The following is a 20,258-nucleotide window of genomic DNA, read 5'->3' as shown; positions in this document are numbered from 1 at the left end:
CGCCGCTAAGCGGGCTTGCGGTAGCGCAGTGCCTCGACCACCAGCGCCAGCGCGGGCGCCAGCTGCCGGCGGTTGGCGTAGTAGAGGTGGTAGCCGGGAAAGGTCGGCCACCAGTCCTCGAGCACCGGCACCAGCCGGCCCGCGGCAATGTGCGGCGCCATGATGTCCCAGGGCACATACGCGAAGCCCATGCCGTCCAGCGCCGCCTGCAGCATCAGATAGGTGTTGTTGAAGGTCGCCTGGCCCGGCACACGCACATTCAGGGCCTGTCCCTTCTTCTCGAAATCCCAGGCGTAGAGGCCGCCATGCGTGGGCAGCCGCAGGTTGATGCAGCGGTGCTGCACCAGATCCTGCGGCTGCTTGGGCAGGCGCCTGCCCTCGAGGTATTGCGGCGACGCCGCCACCGCCATGCGCAGCTCGGGCGCGATGGGCACGGCAATCATGTCCTTGTCGACGCGGTTGCCGGTGCGCACGCCCGCATCGAAGCGCTGCGCCGCGATGTCGGTCATTGCATAGTCGACGCTGAGCTCGATCTGCACATCGGGGTACTGCTGCATCAGCGGCATGAGCCGCGGCCACAGCGCGGTGGTGATGGCATGGTCATGCGCGGTGATGCGCACCGTGCCCGCGGGCTGGTCGCGCAGCGCGGCCAGCGAGCCGATTTCGAGATCGATTTCCTGCAACCGCGGCGCCACCGTCGCCAGCAGGCGCGCGCCGGCTTCGGTGGTGGAGACGCTGCGCGTGGTGCGCGTCAGCAGCCGCAGGCCCAGCCGCTCCTCGAGCGTGCGCATGCAGTGGCTCAGCGCCGAGCGCGACATGCCCAGCTGCGCCGCGGCGCGCGTGAAGCTGCGTTCGCGCGCCACGGTCACAAAGGCCTGCAGATCATTCAGATTGGGTTTTTGCATTGGTGAATTCGATGCACGGGTGCATGCGGATTTTTCCATCTTATCAACCAATGCCGCAGGTTCTAAAGTGGCCCGGGTCATCAATACCGGAATGCAAGACCATGAAGAAACCCCTTCTGAAAAGTGCGTTGTGCGCGGCGACGGCCACGGCACTGCATGCGGCTGCCGCGGGCGCGGCGCCGCAGGAGATCACGCGTGCCGGCACGCAGCAGGCCAGCATGGGCTCGGCCGAATACTTCACCGGCCAGGTGCAGGTGGAGCCAGTCTGGCCCGCCAACGGCGAGATCAATGCCTCGGGCGGCCGCGTGACGTTTGCGCCCGGCGCGCGCTCGGCCTGGCATACCCATCCGCGCGGCCAGCGGCTGCTGGTGACGGCAGGCACGGGCCTGACGCAGGAATGGGGCAAGCCGGTGCAGCAGATCCACGCCGGCGATGTCGTCTGGTGCCCGCCCGGCGTCAAGCACTGGCATGGCGCTGCGCCGCATGCCGCAATGACCCACCTGGCCGTGACCGGTACCACCGAGCAGGGCCAGAACGTCCAATGGCTGGAGAAAGTCACCGATGCACAATACGAAGGCAAATAAGGCACTGGGCCAGGCCCTTCTCGTGGCGGCCCTTGCCGGCATCGCAGTCACCGGACATGCAGCGCAGGAGACCCGCACCATGCAGCACCCAAGCATCCCGCAGACCCAGTCCAGCACGCTCACGGCGCGCCAGCAGGCCATCGTGCCGATCTCGGCGTTTGCCGCGGCCGGCGCTATCGACCAGCTCAAGACGGCGCTGGAGCAAGGCCTGTCGGCAGGGCTCAGCGTGAACGAGATCAAGGAAGTGCTGGTCCAGCTCTATGCCTATGCCGGTTTCCCGCGCAGCCTCAATGCGCTGGGCGCGCTGATGCAGGTGCTGCAATCGCGCCAGCAGCGCGGCATCGCCGACGCCCCTGGCAATCTGCCCAGCCGCGCCGCGCCCCAGGGCGACGCCCTGCTGGCCGCGGGCACCGCGAACCAGACGCGGCTGTCGGGCGGCCCTGTCAAGGGCGCGCTGTTCGACTTCGCGCCCGCGGTGGACGAGTACCTGAAAACACATTTGTTCGGCGATATCTTCGAGCGCGACAACCTCGATTGGCACAGCCGCGAACTGGCCACGCTGGGCATGCTTGCGGCGCTCGAAGGCGCCGACTCGCAGTTGCAGTCGCATATGCGCATCAGCCTGAATGTCGGGCTCACCAGCGCGCAGTTGCAGCAGGTGGCGGCGGTGCTGCAGGAGCGTGTCGGCGCCGGTGAGGCCCAGCGTGCACGCCAGGCACTGGAGCGCCATCTGGCGACGCAGCAAAAGCACTGACGCCGATGCAGCGCGCGCCGGCGCCCGCGCTGCCTCCGATCTCCATGTCCTTGAACACTTCCTCCGCCAAGCGGAAGGCGTCGATGGCCGTGGGCTGGCCGCCATTGTTCAGCGCCACGGGCCGCGTGGCAGCATCTGGCACACAACCTGCTTTGTCACAGCATCTTGTATACATGAAGGTATTCATCATGCTGATCGGCACCCTCGAAGACTGGAAGAACGCATATGCTCAGGGAGCAACGCCTGCCGAACTGCTGGAGCAGCAGCGGCTGGCCTGCGATGCAGCGGATACCGCCTGGATCAGCATTGCCAGCGCCGAACAGCTGCAGGACCAGATCGACGAACTGCTGGCGCTGGAGCAGGCGCTGGGACGCGAACAGATGCCGCTGTATGGCGTGCCGTTCGCGGTCAAGGACAACATCGATGTGGAGGGTTTCCGCACCACTGCCGCCTGCGAGGAGTTCGCCTACGTCGCGCAAAACGATGCGTTTGCGATCCAACGTCTCAGAAATGCCGGTGCCATCGTGCTGGGCAAAACCAATCTCGACCAGTTTGCCACCGGCCTGGTCGGCACGCGCTCGCCCTATGGCGTGGTGCCGAATACCTTTGACGCGCGCCTGATCAGCGGCGGTTCGAGCTCGGGTTCGGCATCGGTCGTGGCGCGCGGCCTGGTGCCGTTCGCACTGTCGACCGATACCGCGGGCTCGGGCCGCGTGCCTGCGGGCTTCAACCAGATCGTCGGCCTCAAACCCACGCCTGGTGCAGTCAGTGGCACCGGTTTGGTGCCTGCCTGCCGCACGCTGGACTGCATTGGCGTGCTGGCCTGCACCGTCGCGGACAGCGCCAGCGTCATGTCGGTGATGGAGGGCCACGACCCGGCCGACGGCTACTCGCGCGCGCGCCCCATGGCGCCCGCGCACAAGCCGCTGGCGCAGCTGCGCGTGGCAACACCGGCAGCGCGCCCGCTGTCGCCTGCCTATGAAGCCGCATTTGCGGATTTCTGCGCGCAACTGCAGGCGCAGACCGCGCAGCTCGAAGAAATCCCGTTCGACACGCTGTTCGAGGTGGCGCAGCTGCTGTACCACGGCCCCTGGGTGGCCGAGCGCGTCGTCGGTGCGCGCAGCATCTACGAACAGCAGCCCGAGAAAATGGTGCCGGTGGTGCGCAGCGTGCTCGATGTGGCGAAGCGGTTTTCCGCGGCCGACACCTTTGCCGCGCAATACCGGCTGCAGCAACTCAAGCAGCAAGCCGACCGGCTCTGGCAGGACTGGGACGTGCTGTGCGTGCCCACCGCACCGCGCCACCCGCGCATCGATGAAGTCATGGCCGACCCGATGGCCGTCAACTCGGAGATGGGCATCTACACCAACTTCGTGAACCTGCTGGGCTGGTCGGCGATCGCGATTCCCGCGCGCCGCCTACCCGACGGCCTGCCGTTCGGCATCACGCTGATCGCCCCAGGCTGGCGCGAGCCCGATCTGGTGCGCTGGGCAGCGCAGCTCGAGCAGCAGGCCGGCCTGCCCGCGGGCGTGACCGGGCTCAAGGCCGGTGCCACCGCCGCACCCGGCACCTGGAGCGTGGCGGCGCAGGGCGACATGGTGGCGGTGGCCGTGGTCGGCGCGCACCTGCACGGCATGCCGCTGAACCATGAACTGCTGGCCTGTGGCGCGCGCCTGCGCGAAGCCACCCATACCAGCGCCGACTACCGCCTCTACGCCTTGCAGGGCACGGTGCCGCCCAAGCCCGGACTTTCGCGCAGCGAAGGCGGCGCGGTGCAGAACGGCGCCGCGATTGCCGTCGAGGTCTGGGACATGCCGCTGGCCCACTTCGGCCGCTTTGTCGCGGGCGTGCCCGCACCGCTGGGCATAGGCACGGTCACGCTGGCCAACGGCACGACCTGCAAGGGCTTCATCTGCGAAGGCCATGCGCTGGCGCAAGCCACCGACATCACGGCGTTTGGCGGCTGGCGCGCCTATTGCCAGAGCCTGCGCTAGACCGCCCCACTACAAGAAATCAGGAGACTTGCGTGACCCAGATCAGCCTTGCCGCCTCGGCATATGCGCAGCTAAAGCAGGCGCTAGACAACTTCCATTTCGTGCCGGGCGACCGCTTCAGCGAAAACGAGGTCAGCGCCCTGCTGGGCATGAGCCGCACGCCGATCCGCGAGGCCCTGGTGCGGCTGCAGCGCGAAGGTTATATCTCGGTCATGCCCAAGCTCGGCTGGCTGGTGAACAGCATCGACTTCCATGTGTTCGAGCAGCTCTACGACGTGCGCTCGGTGCTCGAATGCGCGGCCATCGACCTGCTTGGCGCGGCGCCCGATCTCGCGCAACGGCTGGCGCCGCTGTGCGCGCTATGGTGCGTCGACCGGGGCGAGCGTCTCGCCGCCTGCGCCGAAGTCTCGCAGATGGATGAGGCCTTCCACATGGCGCTGGTGCATGCCAGCGGCAACCTGGAGATGGCACGCATCCACTGCGACCTCACGGAACGCATCCGCGTCGTGCGGCGCCTCGAATTCACGCGCAACTACCGCATCGATGCGGCCTACGACGAGCATGCGCAGATCCTGCGCACGCTGCTGGCCCGCGACACCTTGCAGACCAAGGCGCTGCTGCAAAAGCATATTGCGGTGAGCCGCGACGAGGTGAAGAAGATCACCTTGCATACCTTGCAGGCGGCGCGGCAGGGACGGGTGGCGGCTTGAGTCGCCATTTGCTCCATAGCGGTCCGGTCGAAGGACGAGCAAGCGCATTGCCCTGGACGGCCCTTCGACAGGCTCAGGGCGAACGGCTCTATCGTTTGAAGAACGATTTTTACCGATAGTCCATCAACTCGTTCAGCAGCCCCCCCCGCGGATCCGCCAGCGCATTCAGGATGCTGAAATGGTCCGCGCCCTCGACGGGCAGCAAGCCGCCGGCATGGCCGTGGCGGTGCAGTGCAAACACCTGGCTCTGCACCTGCAGCTGCGGCAACTCCGCCGTGCCGAAAGCCGTCACGAACGGCTTGCCCACAGGTGGCAGCCGCAACGGGCTCAGCGTCTGCACTTCGGAAGGCGTCAGCTGCAACGCGGCGTTCAGATAGGTCTGCTGCAGCGGCGCCAGATCGTAGATCCCGCTGATGCCCAGACCCGCACGCACGCCTTCGCACTGCAGGCCCAGGGCCGTCAGATGCCCGCCCGCGGACCAGCCGCACAGCAGGATCTCGCCGCTGCCGCCCTGTGCCAGCGCCTGCGCGCGCACGGCGGCAATGCCTTGCCGCACCTCCAGCACGATCTGCATGAGACTGGCCTGCGGCGCCAGCGTGTAGCCCACCAGCGCCGCATGCAGGCCGCGCGCGAGCGCACCTTCGGCGACAAAGCGGAAGCTGTTCTTGTGGCGCATCTGCCAGTAGCCGCCGTGGATGAACAGCAGCGTGGGCGCGCCCGCCGAGCCTGGAAAGTAGTCGTAGAGCTGGCGCTCGGCGGGCCCGTAGCGTTGGTCAAGCAGGCCCTCGGCGCGCGCCGCCAGCGCCGCGCTGCGCGCCTCGAAATCCGCGAGCTGCGCCGCGCTGCCCGGCACCGCAGCAGTGTTGTCGTAGGCCGCGTCGCGCAGCGCCTGGGGCAGCGCCTGCAGGCTGTCGAGCATCACGCGGCCTTGGGCAGCGAGACGTGGCTGCTGAGCATCTCGGTCAGCTCGCGGCGCACCAGGTTGAACTCGGGGTCGGTGATGCAGCGCGGGCGGTCCAGCGGAATGCGGTAGTCGCGCTCCACGCGGCCCGGGCCGGCGGTCATCACCACCACGCGGTCGGCCAGCAGCACGGCTTCCTCCACCGCATGCGTGACGAAGATCACCGTCAGCTTGGTCTTCTCCCAGATATCCAGCAGCTCCTGCTGCAGCACCTCGCGCGTCAGCGCGTCGAGCGCGCCAAACGGCTCGTCCATGAGCAGCACCTCGCAGTCATTGGCCAGCGCGCGCGCAATCGACACGCGCTGCTTCATGCCGCCCGACAGCTGGTTCGGGAAATGCTCGGCGAACTTGCCCAGACCGACCATGTTCACGAAGCGGTCCGAGATCTCCTTGAGCCGCGCCGCGGGTAGGCCGCGCTGCTTGGGCCCGAAAGCGATGTTCTCGCGCACCGTGAGCCAGGGAAACAGCCCGTAGTCCTGGAACACCATGCCGCGCTCCGGCCCGGGCGCCTGGATGGGCGCGTGGTACATGCGCGCCGAGCCGGTGGAGACGGGCTCGAAGCCGCCCATGATGCGCAGCAGCGTCGACTTGCCGCAGCCCGAGGCGCCGATCAGGCAGATGAACTCGCCCTTGTGGATCTGCAGGTTGACGTCCTTGAGCGCATGGATCGGTCGGCCGTTGAGGGGGAACACCTTGCTGACATCGGCAATGTCGAGGATCGGCGTCGGCTTGCGGGTGGCGATGGAATCAGACATTGTGTTGCGGGCTCCACTTGAGCAGGCGGTTGTTGAGGGCGATTAGCAGGCGGTCGGTGACGAAGCCGGTGAAGCCGATCACGACCATGCCCGAGATCACGATATCGGTGCGCGACAGCATGCGGCCATCCATGATGGCCGCGCCCAGGCCTTCGGGCACGCCGGTCATCTCGCCGACGACGATTAGGAACCAGGCAATGCCGTGGCCCAGGCGCAGGCCGTTGAAGATCGACGGCAGCGCCGCGGGCAGCACCACCTGGCGGAACATCGAGGTGCCCGAGCAGCCCAGCATGGCCGCGGCTTCGAACAGCCGCACTTCCACCGACTTCACGCCAAACGCGGTGTTGATGACGATGGGAAAGAACGCGCCCAGGAACACCAGGAAGATCGCGGCATTCGGGCCGACGCCGAAGAAGATCATCGACAGCGGCAGCCAGGCGGTGACGGGCACTGGGCGCAGCATCTGCAGCGTCGGGTCCACCACGCGGCGGATGGCCGCGTTCTTGCCGATCACCATCCCCAGCGGAATGCCCGCCGCCGCGGCCAGCGCAAACGCGCCGTAGACACGCGCCATCGACTGCAGCCAGTGCGTGGCCAGGGTCTCGCTGAAAGCATCGTCGTAGATGCCGCCAAACGCGAAGTCCCAGAGCGTGATCGCGACTTCCTTGGGCGACGGCACGAGCATGGTCCCCGACCAGCGCACCGCCAGGTCCCAGGCCACCAGCAGCGCCAGCGGCAGCAGCGCCGGCACCACCCAGCGGGACAGCCAGCGCTGCAAAGCGCCGGGCTGTGCGGGCATCGCGAACTCCGCGGCCGGCAGTTTGGGCGCCGGCGCCGCGGGCCTTGCGGGCGCGGCCACCGCGCGCGCGCTGGTATCTAAGGTGGATGTGGACATGGCGGATCTTTCCAGGACAGGCGGCAGGGCGGGACAGCGGCAATCAGGACTGGGGGTTGAGGCCCGTCACGATGAAGCGGCTGTAGTCGGGCAGCTTGCGGATCTGCTTGCGCTCGAGCATCAGCGAGCCGTAGTACTTGCTGCGCTGGATCCAGTCGTCATCGATCTTCCAGGTCAGCTTGACGTTGTCCGCGGCCAGGTTGGCAACGTCGGCCGGCAGGCCCAGCTTGGCGCCCGCCATCTCGATCAGCGCCGGACGGTTGGCCATCGCGTATTCGGAGGCCTTGCGGTGGATTTCCAGGAAGACCTTGGCCAGTTCGGCCTGGTCCTTGACGGTATCGGCATGCGTGGTCATGACCATGTTCACCGCGCCCGTGGGCGTGCTGTACGGGTACTCGAGCACCTTGCCCACGCCCTTCACGACGCTGATCGACGGGCCGGGCTCGGCGCCCACGTACGCGTCGATATCGCCGCGCTCGAGCGCGCCGGCCATCTCGCTGAACGACACGCGCACCGACTTCACGTCCTTGATGGTCATGCCTTCGGCCTTGAGGCGGTCGAGGAACACGGCCTCCTGCGTCGAGCCCGGCAGGATGCCCACGCGCTTGTCCTTCAGGCCCTTGAAATTGGCGATGCCGGCGCTCTTGTTGACGACGATGGCGATGCCGCCATTGCACTGCGGCGCAATGATCACCACCGGCTCGCCCGCGGCCGCGCCCAGCGTCGCTGCCGCCAGGCCATAGGTGCCGAAGTCCACCGACTTGGTGACCACCGCGTTCTTGCCGTCGGTCGGGGTCTCGAAGGTCACCACTTCGATCTTGTAGCCCGCGGGCGTGAACTTGTCATAGAAGTACGGCGTGATGCCATGGATCAGCTTCAGCGTGCCGACCTTGATGACCTTGTCGGCGGCCTGCACCGGCGCCACCAGGGTTGCCGCCAGCGCGGAAGAAGTCAGAGAAGCAAGCAAGAGACGACGCGAAAACATGGCAGTTCCTTCCTGGGTTGGGCCTTGGCGAAAATCGCGCTGCGCTTGAATACTCGCTTGTACACAAGGCAGTCGAAGCTTCTCAAGCAAGCTGCGTGCCAGCATTTCCAGCGGCTTTTTTCCACACCTTTGCCTCTGGCGAACACAGCGCAGGAGGAGCGCGCACCATTTGCGATCAGCCTGCACGCAGATGAGGCAAACACCGGCCAGGCATTGCGTGCGGTGGGGCACAAAGGCAAAACGCCGGCATGCGAGCCGGCGTTTTGCGGTGGCGCTTCAGGACGCGCCTGGACCCGGGCTAGTGCTTCAGGTCGAGCGAAGCCAGCAGGCTTTCGAGTTGCCCCACATCCAGGGGCTTGACCACATGCAGATCGAACCCCGCTTCCTTGGCGGCGCTCACATCGCGGGGCTGGCCATAGCCCGTGACGGCAATCAGGAACAGGCCCCCGGCGCTGGCTTTGCGCAGTTTTCTGGCCAGCTCGTATCCAGTCATCGTCGGCAGTCCGATATCCAGCAGTGCGACGTCAGGATGGAAGGTGCGCGCCATCTCCAGCCCCGCGTAGCCTTCATAGGCCAGCGCCACTTCATGGCCCCACATGCGCAGCAATTCGGCAATGCCATTGGCGGCATCGACGTTGTCGTCCACCACCAGCACCCGGTGCGCCTTGACCGCCGCGTTGGCCACAGGGCCTGCCTCCACCATTTCCGCCAGCGGCACGCGTTGCATCAGCGGCAGGCGCACGGTGAATTTGCTGCCGCGCTGGGGGCCCGCGCTGGCAGCGGTCACGCTGCCCCCGTGGCCCTCGACGATCTGCTTGACCAGCGTCAGCCCTATGCCCAGGCCGCCTTCGGCGCGCGAACGCGTGCTCTCCGATTGCAGGAACAGGTCGAAGATGTGCGGCAGGATGTCCGGCGCGATGCCGGAGCCGTCATCGACCACCGTCACCACCGCTTCGCCTGCCTCCACTGCCAGCCGCAGCTCCACGTGGCCACCCCGGTCGGTGTATTTGCCGGCGTTGTTCAGCAGGTTGCCAAACACCTGCTCCATGCGGGTCGCGTCACCCTCGATGATGACCTCGCCTTCGGGCAGGACCGTCACCAGCTGGTGGCCGCGCTGCTCCATGAAGGGCGTGACGGCCACTGCCACATTCCTCAGCAGCTCGACCAGGGACAGGGGCTTGCGGCTCAGCGACAGCTGCCCGCGCGTGATGCGCGAGATGTCCATCAGGTCGTCGATCAGCCGCGTCATGGTGGTGACCTGGCGATCGATCATCTCCAGCGGGGCTCGCATGCCTTCGTCCTTGAGCTTCAGCGTCATCACCTCGACCGAAGTGCGGATCGGCGCCAGCGGATTGCGCAGCTCGTGTGCCAGCACCGCGATGAACTCGTCCTTGCGATGGTCGTCCACGCGCGCCGCCACCAGCCGGTCCTCGGCCATGGTCGCATCCTCGAACGCCAGCAGCAGCCGCGCCGAGCGGTTGTCCATCGCGGGCACCTTGCGCGCATGCACCAGCATCGAACGCATCCCTATGTCCGGGAAATCGTGGTGGACGCGGAAGTTGTTGACCGGGTTGCTGGCCGTGAGTACCCGGTCCAGCAGCAGCCGCAGTTCGGGGATGTTCCACTGCCCGTCGCCCAGATCGAACAACCGCCGGTTCAGCGTCATTCCCGGGTTGGTGAGAAAGGTGTCGTAGAACGCATGGTTGGCGCGGTGGATGCACAGCGCCTGGTCCAGCACGAGCAGCGGATGGGCCACCGTATCGATCAGCGATTCGGCGTAGCTGGCGTGGAATTCGGCTTCCTTGCGCGCACGCAGCAGCTCGGTGTTGATCACCTGCAGTTCGCGGCTGCGGCTCAGCATCTCCTCGTTGGCGGTCTTCAGTTCCTCATTGCTGGCCTGAAGCTCCTCGCGCGCCGTGACCAGTTCCTCGTTGCCGCTCAGGAATTCCTCGTTGGCCGACTGCAGTTCCTCCTGCGCGGAACGCGACTCTTCCAGCGCGGCCTCATAGGCCTCGTTGGTGGCATGCAGGTAATCGCGCATGCTCTCCAGCTCCTCTTCGAGCTGGCGAATGCGCGCATCCTTCTCGGAGACCGGAATCTCGGGCCGCGTTTCGGGCTTGGGCACCCGGCTGTTGGCGTCGAACAGGATCAGGCAGAAGCTGGTCTTGGTGGCCGGCTCGCGCAGCGGTATGACCTCGAGCGTGCCTTCGCGCTGCCCGGTCAGCGTATCGATGCGCAGATCGTTTTTGAAGACGGTCGCGCCCGATTGCTGCGCCTCCTTGATGGCGGGTACCAGCTGCAGCAGGATGCCCGGATGCGCGACGCGATGCAGGTTTAGGCTGGCGGTGCCGCTCGCGTGCTCCAGATAGGGGCTGGTCTGGCCGCGGAACTGCACGATATTGAGCCGGTCGTCGACCAGGATGCTGGCCGGCGCAAAGCGTGACAGCAGGATGCCGTCGGCCTTGCGCTGGACCTGGCTGTTGTCGACAAAGCTCGGCTGAGCGATCTCGCTGGCCGTCACCGACTTGCGGGCCGGATCCGCCAACAGCACCGCATCCAGCGAGCCGCGCGCCGGCAGCGCCCGGCGATAGACCATGCGCTGGTTATTGTCGGAGCGCTTGAAATACTGGCTTTCCTCGTCAGCGTTCTCGGCCGGCCCGAGGATCAGGAAACCGTCGGGCTTGAGCGCATAGTGGAAATGGCGCAGCACCCGGCGCTGCAGTCCGGGGTCGAGATAGATCAGCAGGTTGCAGCAGCTGATCAGGTCCATGCGCGAGAACGGTGGATCGCGCGCGACGTTCTGGCGCGCGAACACGCACAGCTCGCGCACATGCTTGGCCACGCGGTAGCGGCGGTTCTCGTGCACGAAAAAGCGCTGCAGCCGCGCCGTGGAGACCCGGTCGGCAATGCTTTCCGGGAAGGACCCCTGACGCGCCTGCTCGATGGCGCCCTCGTTGAGGTCGGTGCCGAAGATCTGGATGGTGAGGTCCTGCGCGCGTTCGCCGAGAAATTCCAGCAGGCAGATCGCCAGCGAATAGACCTCTTCACCGGTGGCGCAGGCCGGCACCCAGATGCGCAACGGGTTGGCATGGCTGCGGTCGCGCACCAGCACCGGCAGGATGTTCTGCTTCAACGCGGTGTAGATCGCCTCCTCGCGGAAAAACGAAGTGACGCGGATCAGGAAATCGTCATACAGCGCGGCCAGTTCCACCGGGTTGTCCTGCAGCAGTTCGAGATAGGAGGACACCTTCGTCTCGCCCACCAAAGCCATGCGGCGGCGCAGCCGGCGTTGCAGGGTATTGGGCTTGTACTGGGTGAAATCCGCCTGATAGACGTTGTTGAGCAGCTCGAAGATCTTTTCCAGCGCCGTCTCCGGCGCCGCGCTGGCCAGTGCCTGGTCATCGTGGTCGTCGACGAAGTACGGGTGGCGCGCAATCCGGGCCAGTTCCGCCGCCATGTCACGCGGATTCAGCACGCGGTCGACGCACCCGGTCTGGATCGCGGACTGCGGCATGCCGTCAAAAGCCGCGCTGGCAGGATTCTGGGCCAGAGTGACCCCCGCCGCTTCCTTGATCTCCTTGACCCCTTCGGCGCCGTCGCTGCCGGTGCCCGACAGCACGATGCCGACGGCCTTGCCCGGGCGCTGCTGTGCGAGGGACTCGAACAAGGCATCGACGGGCAGATGGCGGCTGCCGGAATGCGAGCGCGCCGACAGCTTGATGCGGTTGCCCACCACCGTCATTACGGTATCCGGGGGAATCACATACGCATGGTCGGATTCAATGAGCTGCTCATGGCCGGTGCACATGGGCACGGTGGTGCGCTTGGCCAGGACCTCGGCAAGATGGCTCTCATGCCGCGGGTCCATGTGCGAGACGATCAGGTAGGCAAAACCCAGATCGGGCGTCAGCGCTTCGAACAGCTGGCTGATGGCTTCGAGGCCGCCCGCGGACGCGCCGATGCCGACCAGCGGCACCAGGCCCTGGCTGGCGCCGCCGCTTTCCTCCTGGTCAGCTGGCGCCATGGCGTGCCCTTCTGGACCCCATGCACGTCAGTGCCCTTTCAATGCATTTTCTCAGTGCCATTGAGTTCTTCATGAAGCCACCACGCTGCGGGTGACTTGGTGGATAGGCCACCCGTCGGTGGTTGGCAAAGGATATTAACGCAGGTCCAATCGCCCCTGTCTGCAGACAGGCTGCCCGCCTCAACCACCCGTTCCACCGTCCCGCGGCACAGCGTGCGTGCTTCAGGCCCTGGCCAGCGCGTCGCGCGCATCGATCCACACCACGCTCTTGCCCACCTGCGCGCGCGCCTCGATCCGGGCGTGCACGCGTTGCACGTCATCGAGCGTGCAGGGCTCGGCCAGGTCGACCGACAGATGGCCGGCGGCAATGGCCCAGAACACCGCATCGGCGCGGCGCTGGATGGTGGCGGCATCGGTCATGTGGTCGGCCAGGCGCGGTCGGGTCAGCAGCAGCGAGCCGGCCTCGCCCAGTTCGATGGGATCGAGATCGGACACCGAGCCGGAGACATTGCCGTAGTTGACGATCAGCCCGCGCGTGCGCGCCGCGCGCAGGCTTTCGCGCAGCGTGGCCTTGCCCAGCGAATCGAACACCACGTCGACGCCGCGTCCGCCCGTGGCCGCGCGCACCGCGTCGGCAAAGCCCTCATAGGCCAGCGTCCGATCGGCACCGCGCTGCGCAGCCACTGCGCGTTTGTGCGGCGTGCTGGCGGTGGCAAACACCGTGGCGCCGAGCCGCTTGGCCGTCTGGATCAGCAACTGGCCGATGCTGCCCGAGCCCGCATGCACCAGGCAGCTGTGGCCCGGCGCCAGCCGTGCGACGTCGTGCACCAGGTAATGCGCGGTGCAGCCCTGGAACATCGCCGCGGCCGCCAGGTCGAAGCCGATGGCTTCGGGGATGCGCGCCGCCTGCCAGGCCGGCACGCAGGCGTACTGCGCATAGCTGCCCCACGCAATGCACCAGGCCACGCGGTCGCCCACGGCCAGATGCGTCACGCCTTCGCCCAGCGCCAGCACCACGCCCGCGCCCTCCATGCCCAGCGTGCAGGGCGCGCGCGGCGGATAGGTGCGCGAGTCGCGGTACTTGCCCTGGCGCGTGTGGACATCCATGAAGTTCACGCCCGCGCAGACGACCTGCACCAGCACCTCGCCCGGCGCAGGCGCGGGCACGGGCACATCGCTGCGCAGTTGCGCCACCTCGGGACCGCCGTAGCGGTCGATGGTGATGGCGCGCATGGTGCGGGGCATGGGGGTGGCGGTCATTGCACGGCGATCTTGTTGTGCCGCACGACTTCCGCCCACTTCGCGGTTTCGCTGCGCACCAGCGCCTCGAACTGCTGGGGCGTGCCGCCACCGATCACATTGCCCTGGCTCAGCATCTGCGCCTTGATCGACGGGTCGGCCAGCGCCTTGTTCACGCTGGCGTTGATCTGGCGCACGATATTGGCGGGAATCCCCGCCGGGCCGATCAGTCCCTGCCAGTTCTCCATCTCGAACCCGGGCACGCCGGACTCGGCCATGGTGGGCACGTCCGGCATCATCGGCGAGCGGCCGGTGCTGGTGATGGCCAGCGCGCGCATCCGGCCGGCCTGCACCGAGGGCACGGCCGAGTACATCGGCTCGAACATGAAATCCAGCTGGCCGCCGATCAGATCGACCACCGCCGCCGCCCCGCCCTTGTAGGGGATGTGGGTCATCTCGGTATCGGTCATGGACTTGAACAGCTCGCCCGACAGGTGGTGCGCGCCGCCCGGGCCGCTGGAGCCGAACGACAGGCCGCCGGGCTTGGTCTTGGTGGCGGCAATCACGTCGGCCACCGAGCGCAGCGGCGAGTCGGACTTCACCACCAGCATCAGCGGGCCGCGCTCGAGCAGCGCAATCATGCTCAACTCCTTGAGCGGGTCGAAGCCGGACTTCTTGTACAGCGAGGGATTCACCGCCATCGGCGCCATGTTGCCGATGCCCAGCGTGTAGCCGTCGGGCTTGGAACGCGCAATCGCCAGCGTGCCGATGTTGCCGCCCGCGCCGGGGCGGTTCTCGACGATCACCGACTGGCCCAGATCGGCGCTCATGAACTTGCCGATCTGGCGCGCGCGCTGGTCGGCGCTGCCGCCCGCGGTGAACGCCACGATGATGGTGATGGGCTTGTTGGGAAAGCTCTCCTGCGCCCGGGCCACGCTCCACAGGCCCTGCGCCGCACTCCAGGCCCCCACCTGAATCAAGGTTCTACGTCTCATGATCTTGTACTCGTTGTGAAAGGTGACACCGGCTCCCCCGCAAGCGCCGTGCCAGTCTGTGCGTTCGCTGCAAGCCCTTGATTTCCTTGGAATCCTACGGAACTGAAACGGCTCGGATTGCAAAACTGAAACCGATCTCGTTTCAAGCTTGCTACCATCGTCCATGCCCTCGATATCGCCCCCCCTGCCCGCGGCCGCCGACCTGCCGCGCCTGCTGATCGTCAGCGCCTACGAGCTGGCCGAGGTGGCGCTGTCCGTCACGCCGCAGTTCCAGGGCCGTGCGCAGATCCATGTCGAGCGCGGCAATCTGGAGCGCGGCGTGGAACTGGTCAGAAAAGCCGTCGCGCAGCAAGGCGTCGAAGTGGTCGTCAGCGCCGGCTCCAACGCCAGCTACCTGCGCAGCCGCATCGAGGTGCCGCTGGTCACGGTGCGCGTCGGCGGCTTCGACATCATGGCGGCGCTGGCCACCGCGCGCGCCGCGCAGGGCGACATCGCACTGGTGTTCTTCCGCGAGATTCCCGACGACGTGGCGCGCTTTCTGCGCCAGTTCGATCTGCCGGTGCAGCTGCATGCCTACGAATCCGAAGCCCATGCGCACGCGCTGGTCGAGCAGCTCGCGGCCAGCGGGGTCACGGCCATCGTCGGCCCGGGCGTGGCGGTGCGCGCGGCGCAGTTGCGCGGCCTGCGCGGCGTGCTGCTGTACTCGCGCGACTCGATTGCCGCGGCCATGGAAGAGGCGCTGCAGCTGGTGCTGTCGCGGCGCGCCGAACGCTCGGAGCGCGAGCGCCTGGCCGCCGTGCTGCGCCATCTCGACAGCGGCGTGGTGGCCACCGATGCGCAGGGCCAGGTGCTGGCCGCCAACCCCGCGGCCGATGCGCTGACCGGCGTGGCGCTGACCGCGGCCGTGGGCCAGCCGCTGCAGCACCTGCTGCCCGCGCTCGATGCACGCGCCGTGCAGGACCGCGTGGCGCGCGTGCATGAATGGGCGCAGCGCAAGGTGCTGGTGCAGGGCCAGCCGATCATGGAGAGCGGGCGTCCGCATGGCGCGGTCTTCACGCTCGAGCGCGCAAGCCATGTCGAACAGGCCTTTCGCAAGCTGCGCGCGCACGAGCGCGAGCGCAGCCAGCCCGCGCGCTACACGCTGGCGCATGTGGTGCAGGCCTCGGCCCAGATGCAGGCCGTGGTGCGGCGCTGCGAAACCGTGGCCGCGCTCACCGAAGCACCGGTGCTGATCACCGGGCCCACCGGTGTGGGCAAGGAGCTGATTGCGCAGGGCATCCACAGCGCCAGCCGGCGCCGCGGCCAGCGCTTCGTGGCGGTGAACTGCGGCGCCCTCACCGAGAGCCTGCTCGAGAGCGAGCTGTTCGGCTATGAGGATGGCGCCTTCACCGGCGCGCGCCGCGAAGGCAAGGCCGGGCTGTTCGAAGCCGCGCACCGCGGCACGGTGTTTCTCGACGAAATTGGCGAGCTGCCGTTTGCGCTGCAGACGCGGCTGCTGCGCGTGCTGCAGGAGCGCGAGGTCACGCGCGTGGGCGCCAGCGCGCCGGTGCCGATCGACATCCGCGTCCTCGCCGCGACGCACCGCGATCTCGCGGCCATGGTGCAGCAGGGCAGCTTCCGCGAAGACCTGTACTTTCGCATCGCGGTGCTGCGCATCGACCTGGCGCCGCTGGCCGAGCGTCCCGCCGACCTGCTGCTGCTGGCCGACATGATGGTGCAAAGCGCAATGCGCGAGATCGGCCTGGCGCAGTCGATGCAGCCGGTGCTGCGCCTGCTGCCTGCGGTCGTCGCGCGCCACCGCTGGCCCGGCAACGCACGCGAGCTGCACAACTTCGCGCAGCGCGTCGCGGTGCGCTGCGTGGAGCTGGCCGGCACGCCCGATCTGGCCGAACTGCTGGCGCTGATCGACCATCCTGCGCTCCCGGACTCCGCGCCTGCGGCCTCGCTGGCGGCTGGGCGCAGCCTGCATGAGCAGCGCCATATCCAGCAGGTGCTCGCGGACTGCGGCGGCGACCAGGGTGCGGCGGCAAAAGCCCTGGGCATCAGCCGCACCACCCTCTGGCGACGGCTCAAGGGCCAGGCCGGCCACTGATGTGCAAGGCGGGCGCCCGGCCCCGCGCGAGTACTCCTGCCGCCCTGCGGCCGCAGCCGGTCTTCTATAACACCCAAGACCGGGGTCGGGTTTGGCCGCAGCCTCCGCCACAGCGTGCGAAAGCCACTAGCATCCGGGCTTGATTCCGTACCTGTTTTCCGGGGCTGCCCGTCACGCAGCTCCTTTTCTGCAGTCCTCACATTCCCGAGCGGAATGCGCCAGGGCGCCCTTTCCCCGCTGCATCCCATCCGGCAAGCCATCGGCCCTGCGCTGATCCATTGCCGTTTTTTGCATTGCGCCACAGGACCCGAAACAACCGGCACTGACCTCTCGACTGCGTTTTGCGCTCATCAAGAACAACCGCGCGCCACGCGCGAACGACATAACACACGATGAAATTCAAACTCAACGGCAATACGGTGGACGCCGACAAGGCCGCCGCCGATACCCCCTTGCTGTATGTCCTGCGCAATGACATGCAGCTCAACGGTCCCAAGTACGGCTGCGGCCTGGGCCAGTGCGGTGCCTGCGCGGTGCTGATCGACGGCAAGGTCGCGCGCTCCTGCTCCATTCCGCTGTCCGTGGTCGATGGCAAGGAGGTCACCACGCTCGAAGGCCTGTCGCCCGAGGCCACGCGCCAGGCGCAGGCCGAACTCGCGCAGGACCCGCTGTTCCAGGGCCTGCGCGACAACGCGCTGCAGGCTGGCGCCGCCCCCGCCGCGCAGCCCGTGCACCTGCACCCGGTGCAGCAGGCCTTCATCGACACCCAGGCCGCGCAGTGCGGCTACTGCGTCAACGGCATGGTCATGGCGCTGGTGGCGCTGTTCGACAAGCGCCCGCAGGCCAGCGATGAGGAGATCAAAAAGCAGCTCGCCTACCACCTGTGCCGCTGCGGCACCCACCTCGAGATCCTCGACGCCGCCCGCAAGGCGCGCGATCTGATCGCCCAGGGCCGCGGCGTGCACAGTGCCGTCGCCGTGGTGCAAGGCGCCTGCGCAACGCATGGCGAAGCCGCATGTTCGAAGGAGCTGGTGTGATGTTTGGATTCAAGAATTCGCGCGACGACCTGCGCGGCACCGTGCAACTGACGCGCCGCCAGCTGCTCAAGACCGGCGGCCTGATCATGGTCAGCGCCGCCGCCACCGGCCCGCTGGCCATCCTGGCCGGCACCGGCCCGGTGCTGCATCCGCCGGCGCCCGCGCAAGGCCCGTTCCCGGTGCCGGCCGGCACGCTGGTCGACAGCTTCATTGCGATCAGCGCCAACGGCGACGTGATCGGCTTCAACGGCCACGTGGACCTGGGCACGGGCGTGCGCACGGCCATCGGCCAGCTCGTCGCCGACGAGATCGAGACCGACATCGCGCGCGTGAAGATCATCCTGGGCCACACCACGCGCACGCCCGACCTGGGTCCGACGATCGCCAGCGACACCATCCAGAACACCTCGACGCCCATGCGCCAGGCCGCGCGCCAGGTGCGCCAGCTGCTGATCAACCTGGCGGCCGAGCGCTGGTCGGTGCCCGCCGCGCAACTGCGCACCGACAACGGCTTCGTCATCGGCGCGGGCAAACGCCTGTCGTATGGCGAACTCGCCGCGGGCCAGGACCTGCACATCGACCTCGACCAGCACATGCCGCTGCGTTCGAGCAAGGAACACAAGTACATCGGCCAGTCCGTGGCCCGCGTGGACATTCCCAACAAGGTGCTGGGCGCGCTGACCTATGTGCACGACGTGCGCCTGCCGGGCATGCTGCACGCGCGCGTGGTGCGTCCGCCCTACGCCGGCGCCGACCACACCGCGCCGCTGGGCAGCAGCCTGGTGGCGGTCGACGAGAACTCGATCAAGCACCTGCCGGGCATCGTCAAGCTGGTCGTGCAGGGCGACTTCATCGGCATCGTCGCCGAGCGCGAGGAGCAAGCCATTGCCGCCATGCGCCAGCTCAAGGTGCAGTGGAAGGAATGGGCCGGCCTGCCCGACCTGAGCCTTGCGGGCCTGCACGCCACGCTCGACAAGCTCGACAAGGAACCGCGCATGCTGCGCGAGGACGAGAACTACAAGGACGCGGTCCAGAAGATCACGCAGCCCATCGATCGGGATTACGTCTGGCCGTACCACCTGCACGCATCGATCGGCCCCTCGTGCGCCGTGGCGCTGTTCGCGGACGGCAAGGCCGAGGTCTGGTCGGGTTCGCAGAACCCGCACGACCTGCGCAAGGATCTGGGCAAGCTCATCGACCTGCACCCCGACTTCGTCAACGTGCACCGCATGGAAGCCTCGGGCTGCTACGGCCGCAACTGCGCCGACGACGTGGCCGCCGATGCGCTGCTGCTGGCCAAGGCCGTGGGCCAGCCGGTGCGCGTGCAGCTGATGCGCGAGCAGGAATCGGCGTGGGAGCCCAAGGGCACGGGCCAGCTGATCAAGCTGCGCGGCGGCCTCGACGATGCCGGCAACGTGGTGGCCTATGAACTGCAGACCAGCTACCCGTCGAACCTCTCGCCGACGCTGGCCCTGGTGCTGACCGGCAAGGTCAAGCACGAGAAGAAGGTGCTGCAGATGGGCGACCGCACATCGATTCCGCTGTACGACTACCCCGCAGTGCGCGCGGTCTCGCTCGATGCCGCGCCCATCGTGCGCGCCTCGTGGATGCGCGGCGTCTCGGCGCTGCCCAACGTGCTGGCGCATGAATGCTGGATCGATGAAGCCGCCTGGCTCGCCAAGGCCGACCCGATCGCCTACCGCCTGCGCTACATGAAGGACGAGCGCGCCGTCGGCGTGATCCAGGCCGCGCACCGCCTGAGCCAGTGGCAAGACGGCGTGGCGCACCGTACGCCCACGCCCGCGGGCGAGAAGATCGCCAAGGGCCGCGGCTTTGCCTATGCGCGCTACTTCCACAGCAAGTTCCCGGGCTTTGGCGCGGCCTGGGCCGCCTGGGTCTGCGACGTCTCCGTGAACCGCGAGACCGGCGAGGTCAAGGTCGACAAGGTGTTCTGCACCCACGACTGCGGCGCCATGGTCAACCCGGCCGGCGTGCGCCACCAGGTGCACGGCAACATCATCCAGTCGACCAGCCGCGCGCTCAAGGAGTTCGTGACCTTCGACGCCAGCGGCACCACCTCGCTCGACTGGGGCGGCTATCCGCTGCTGCGTTTCGACGAACTGCCCGAAGTGCAGATCGAGTTGCTCGAGCGGCCGCATGAAGCGCCCATGGGCGCGGGCGAATCGGCGTCGGTGCCCAGCGCCGCCGCCATCGCCAACGCCATCTTCGACGCCACTGGCGTGCGCCTCACCGAAGTGCCATTCACCCCGAGCCGCGTGCTGGCCGCGCTGCGCCAGGCCGAAGCCAAAGCCAAAGCCCAATAAGCCC

15 protein-coding genes are annotated in these 20,258 nt (G+C 67.5%); 7 read left to right on the top strand and 8 right to left on the bottom strand.

All coding sequences use genetic code 11. From position 1 onward, the window contains the following. Positions 1-5 precede the first annotated feature (5 nt). A complete protein-coding gene (locus HUK68_RS19270) occupies positions 6-905 on the bottom strand; it encodes a LysR family transcriptional regulator (RefSeq protein ID WP_175505660.1) in 900 nt (299 codons plus the stop codon). A 101-nt stretch (positions 906-1,006) separates the two neighbouring features. On the opposite strand from HUK68_RS19270, the gene HUK68_RS19265 reads away from it, so the two are divergent. From HUK68_RS19265 to HUK68_RS19250, 4 genes are all read left to right on the top strand, one after another. Continuing rightward, positions 1,007-1,489: a (R)-mandelonitrile lyase gene (locus HUK68_RS19265; RefSeq protein ID WP_175505659.1), complete on the top strand. Its 483-nt coding sequence runs from the start codon at positions 1,007-1,009 to the stop codon at positions 1,487-1,489. A gap of 79 nt (positions 1,490-1,568) precedes the next feature. Next, the gene (locus HUK68_RS19260) at positions 1,569-2,243 is read left to right on the top strand and encodes a carboxymuconolactone decarboxylase family protein (protein WP_175505658.1); all 675 of its coding nucleotides are present in this window, start codon (positions 1,569-1,571) and stop codon (positions 2,241-2,243) included. 173 nt (positions 2,244-2,416) lie between these two features. Next, on the top strand, positions 2,417-4,237 hold the full coding sequence (gene atzF / locus HUK68_RS19255; RefSeq protein WP_244146216.1) for an allophanate hydrolase: 1,821 nt from the start codon (positions 2,417-2,419) through the stop codon (positions 4,235-4,237). A 32-nt stretch (positions 4,238-4,269) separates the two neighbouring features. Next, entirely contained in the window at positions 4,270-4,947 is a 678-nt protein-coding gene (locus HUK68_RS19250; protein ID WP_175505657.1) for a GntR family transcriptional regulator, read from the top strand. Positions 4,948-5,056: 109 nt separating this feature from the next. On the opposite strand, the gene HUK68_RS19245 is transcribed toward HUK68_RS19250, so the two are convergent. The 7 genes from HUK68_RS19245 to HUK68_RS19215 all read right to left on the bottom strand — a co-directional run bounded on the left by HUK68_RS19245 (position 5,057) and on the right by HUK68_RS19215 (position 14,801). Then, complete coding sequence (locus HUK68_RS19245) at positions 5,057-5,866, bottom strand: alpha/beta hydrolase (RefSeq protein ID WP_175505656.1); 810 nt, start codon at positions 5,864-5,866, stop codon at positions 5,057-5,059. After that, the gene (locus HUK68_RS19240) at positions 5,866-6,663 is read right to left on the bottom strand and encodes an ABC transporter ATP-binding protein (protein WP_175505655.1); all 798 of its coding nucleotides are present in this window, start codon (positions 6,661-6,663) and stop codon (positions 5,866-5,868) included. Before HUK68_RS19240 ends, HUK68_RS19245 begins: the two co-directional genes overlap by 1 nt. Beyond that, positions 6,656-7,558, bottom strand: coding sequence for an ABC transporter permease (locus HUK68_RS19235; protein ID WP_244146215.1), 903 nt, complete (start codon positions 7,556-7,558; stop codon positions 6,656-6,658). The genes HUK68_RS19240 and HUK68_RS19235 overlap by 8 nt, the downstream gene beginning before the upstream one ends. A 43-nt stretch (positions 7,559-7,601) precedes the next feature. Continuing rightward, positions 7,602-8,543, bottom strand: a complete 942-nt coding sequence (locus tag HUK68_RS19230) for an ABC transporter substrate-binding protein (protein WP_175505654.1) — start codon at positions 8,541-8,543, stop codon at positions 7,602-7,604. A 298-nt stretch (positions 8,544-8,841) separates the two neighbouring features. Further along, the gene (locus HUK68_RS19225) at positions 8,842-12,567 is read right to left on the bottom strand and encodes a chemotaxis protein CheB (RefSeq protein ID WP_175505653.1); all 3,726 of its coding nucleotides are present in this window, start codon (positions 12,565-12,567) and stop codon (positions 8,842-8,844) included. 222 nt (positions 12,568-12,789) lie between these two features. Beyond that, positions 12,790-13,800 (bottom strand): quinone oxidoreductase family protein, encoded by a 1,011-nt coding sequence (locus tag HUK68_RS19220; protein ID WP_175505905.1) that lies wholly within the window; start codon positions 13,798-13,800, stop codon positions 12,790-12,792. A gap of 23 nt (positions 13,801-13,823) precedes the next feature. Continuing rightward, positions 13,824-14,801 (bottom strand): Bug family tripartite tricarboxylate transporter substrate binding protein, encoded by a 978-nt coding sequence (locus HUK68_RS19215; protein ID WP_175505652.1) that lies wholly within the window; start codon positions 14,799-14,801, stop codon positions 13,824-13,826. 163 nt (positions 14,802-14,964) lie between these two features. On the opposite strand from HUK68_RS19215, the gene prpR reads away from it, so the two are divergent. The 3 genes from prpR (at position 14,965) to HUK68_RS19200 (ending at position 20,254) form a co-directional block, all read left to right on the top strand. Next, positions 14,965-16,893 carry a propionate catabolism operon regulatory protein PrpR gene (gene prpR / locus HUK68_RS19210; RefSeq protein WP_175505651.1) on the top strand — a complete coding sequence of 643 codons (1,929 nt, stop codon included), beginning with the start codon at positions 14,965-14,967 and terminating at the stop codon, positions 16,891-16,893. A gap of 392 nt (positions 16,894-17,285) precedes the next feature. After that, a complete protein-coding gene (locus tag HUK68_RS19205; protein WP_175505650.1) occupies positions 17,286-17,930 on the top strand; it encodes a (2Fe-2S)-binding protein in 645 nt (214 codons plus the stop codon). After that, positions 17,930-20,254: a xanthine dehydrogenase family protein molybdopterin-binding subunit gene (locus HUK68_RS19200; RefSeq protein WP_175505649.1), complete on the top strand. Its 2,325-nt coding sequence runs from the start codon at positions 17,930-17,932 to the stop codon at positions 20,252-20,254. The genes HUK68_RS19205 and HUK68_RS19200 overlap by 1 nt, the downstream gene beginning before the upstream one ends. The last annotated feature ends 4 nt before the right edge of the window (positions 20,255-20,258 follow it).

The sequence above is a fragment of the Comamonas antarctica genome, assembly GCF_013363755.1.
In the GTDB taxonomy this organism is placed as follows: Bacteria; Pseudomonadota; Gammaproteobacteria; order Burkholderiales; family Burkholderiaceae_C; genus Comamonas; species Comamonas antarctica.
This window is presented reverse-complemented; position numbering and strand designations above follow the sequence as displayed.

Coding starts and splice junctions, on each gene's coding strand:
- HUK68_RS19230 (WP_175505654.1), bottom strand. CDS start 8,543: ATGTTTTCGCGTCGTCTCTTGCTTGCTTCTCTGACTTCTTCCGCGCTG.
- HUK68_RS19205 (WP_175505650.1), top strand. CDS start 17,286: ATGAAATTCAAACTCAACGGCAATACGGTGGACGCCGACAAGGCCGCC.
- HUK68_RS19265 (WP_175505659.1), top strand. CDS start 1,007: ATGAAGAAACCCCTTCTGAAAAGTGCGTTGTGCGCGGCGACGGCCACG.
- HUK68_RS19220 (WP_175505905.1), bottom strand. CDS start 13,800: ATGCGCGCCATCACCATCGACCGCTACGGCGGTCCCGAGGTGGCGCAA.
- HUK68_RS19235 (WP_244146215.1), bottom strand. CDS start 7,558: ATGTCCACATCCACCTTAGATACCAGCGCGCGCGCGGTGGCCGCGCCC.
- HUK68_RS19215 (WP_175505652.1), bottom strand. CDS start 14,801: ATGAGACGTAGAACCTTGATTCAGGTGGGGGCCTGGAGTGCGGCGCAG.
- HUK68_RS19270 (WP_175505660.1), bottom strand. CDS start 905: ATGCAAAAACCCAATCTGAATGATCTGCAGGCCTTTGTGACCGTGGCG.
- HUK68_RS19200 (WP_175505649.1), top strand. CDS start 17,930: ATGTTTGGATTCAAGAATTCGCGCGACGACCTGCGCGGCACCGTGCAA.
- HUK68_RS19240 (WP_175505655.1), bottom strand. CDS start 6,663: ATGTCTGATTCCATCGCCACCCGCAAGCCGACGCCGATCCTCGACATT.
- HUK68_RS19225 (WP_175505653.1), bottom strand. CDS start 12,567: ATGGCGCCAGCTGACCAGGAGGAAAGCGGCGGCGCCAGCCAGGGCCTG.
- prpR (WP_175505651.1), top strand. CDS start 14,965: ATGCCCTCGATATCGCCCCCCCTGCCCGCGGCCGCCGACCTGCCGCGC.
- HUK68_RS19260 (WP_175505658.1), top strand. CDS start 1,569: ATGCAGCACCCAAGCATCCCGCAGACCCAGTCCAGCACGCTCACGGCG.
- atzF (WP_244146216.1), top strand. CDS start 2,417: ATGAAGGTATTCATCATGCTGATCGGCACCCTCGAAGACTGGAAGAAC.
- HUK68_RS19245 (WP_175505656.1), bottom strand. CDS start 5,866: ATGCTCGACAGCCTGCAGGCGCTGCCCCAGGCGCTGCGCGACGCGGCC.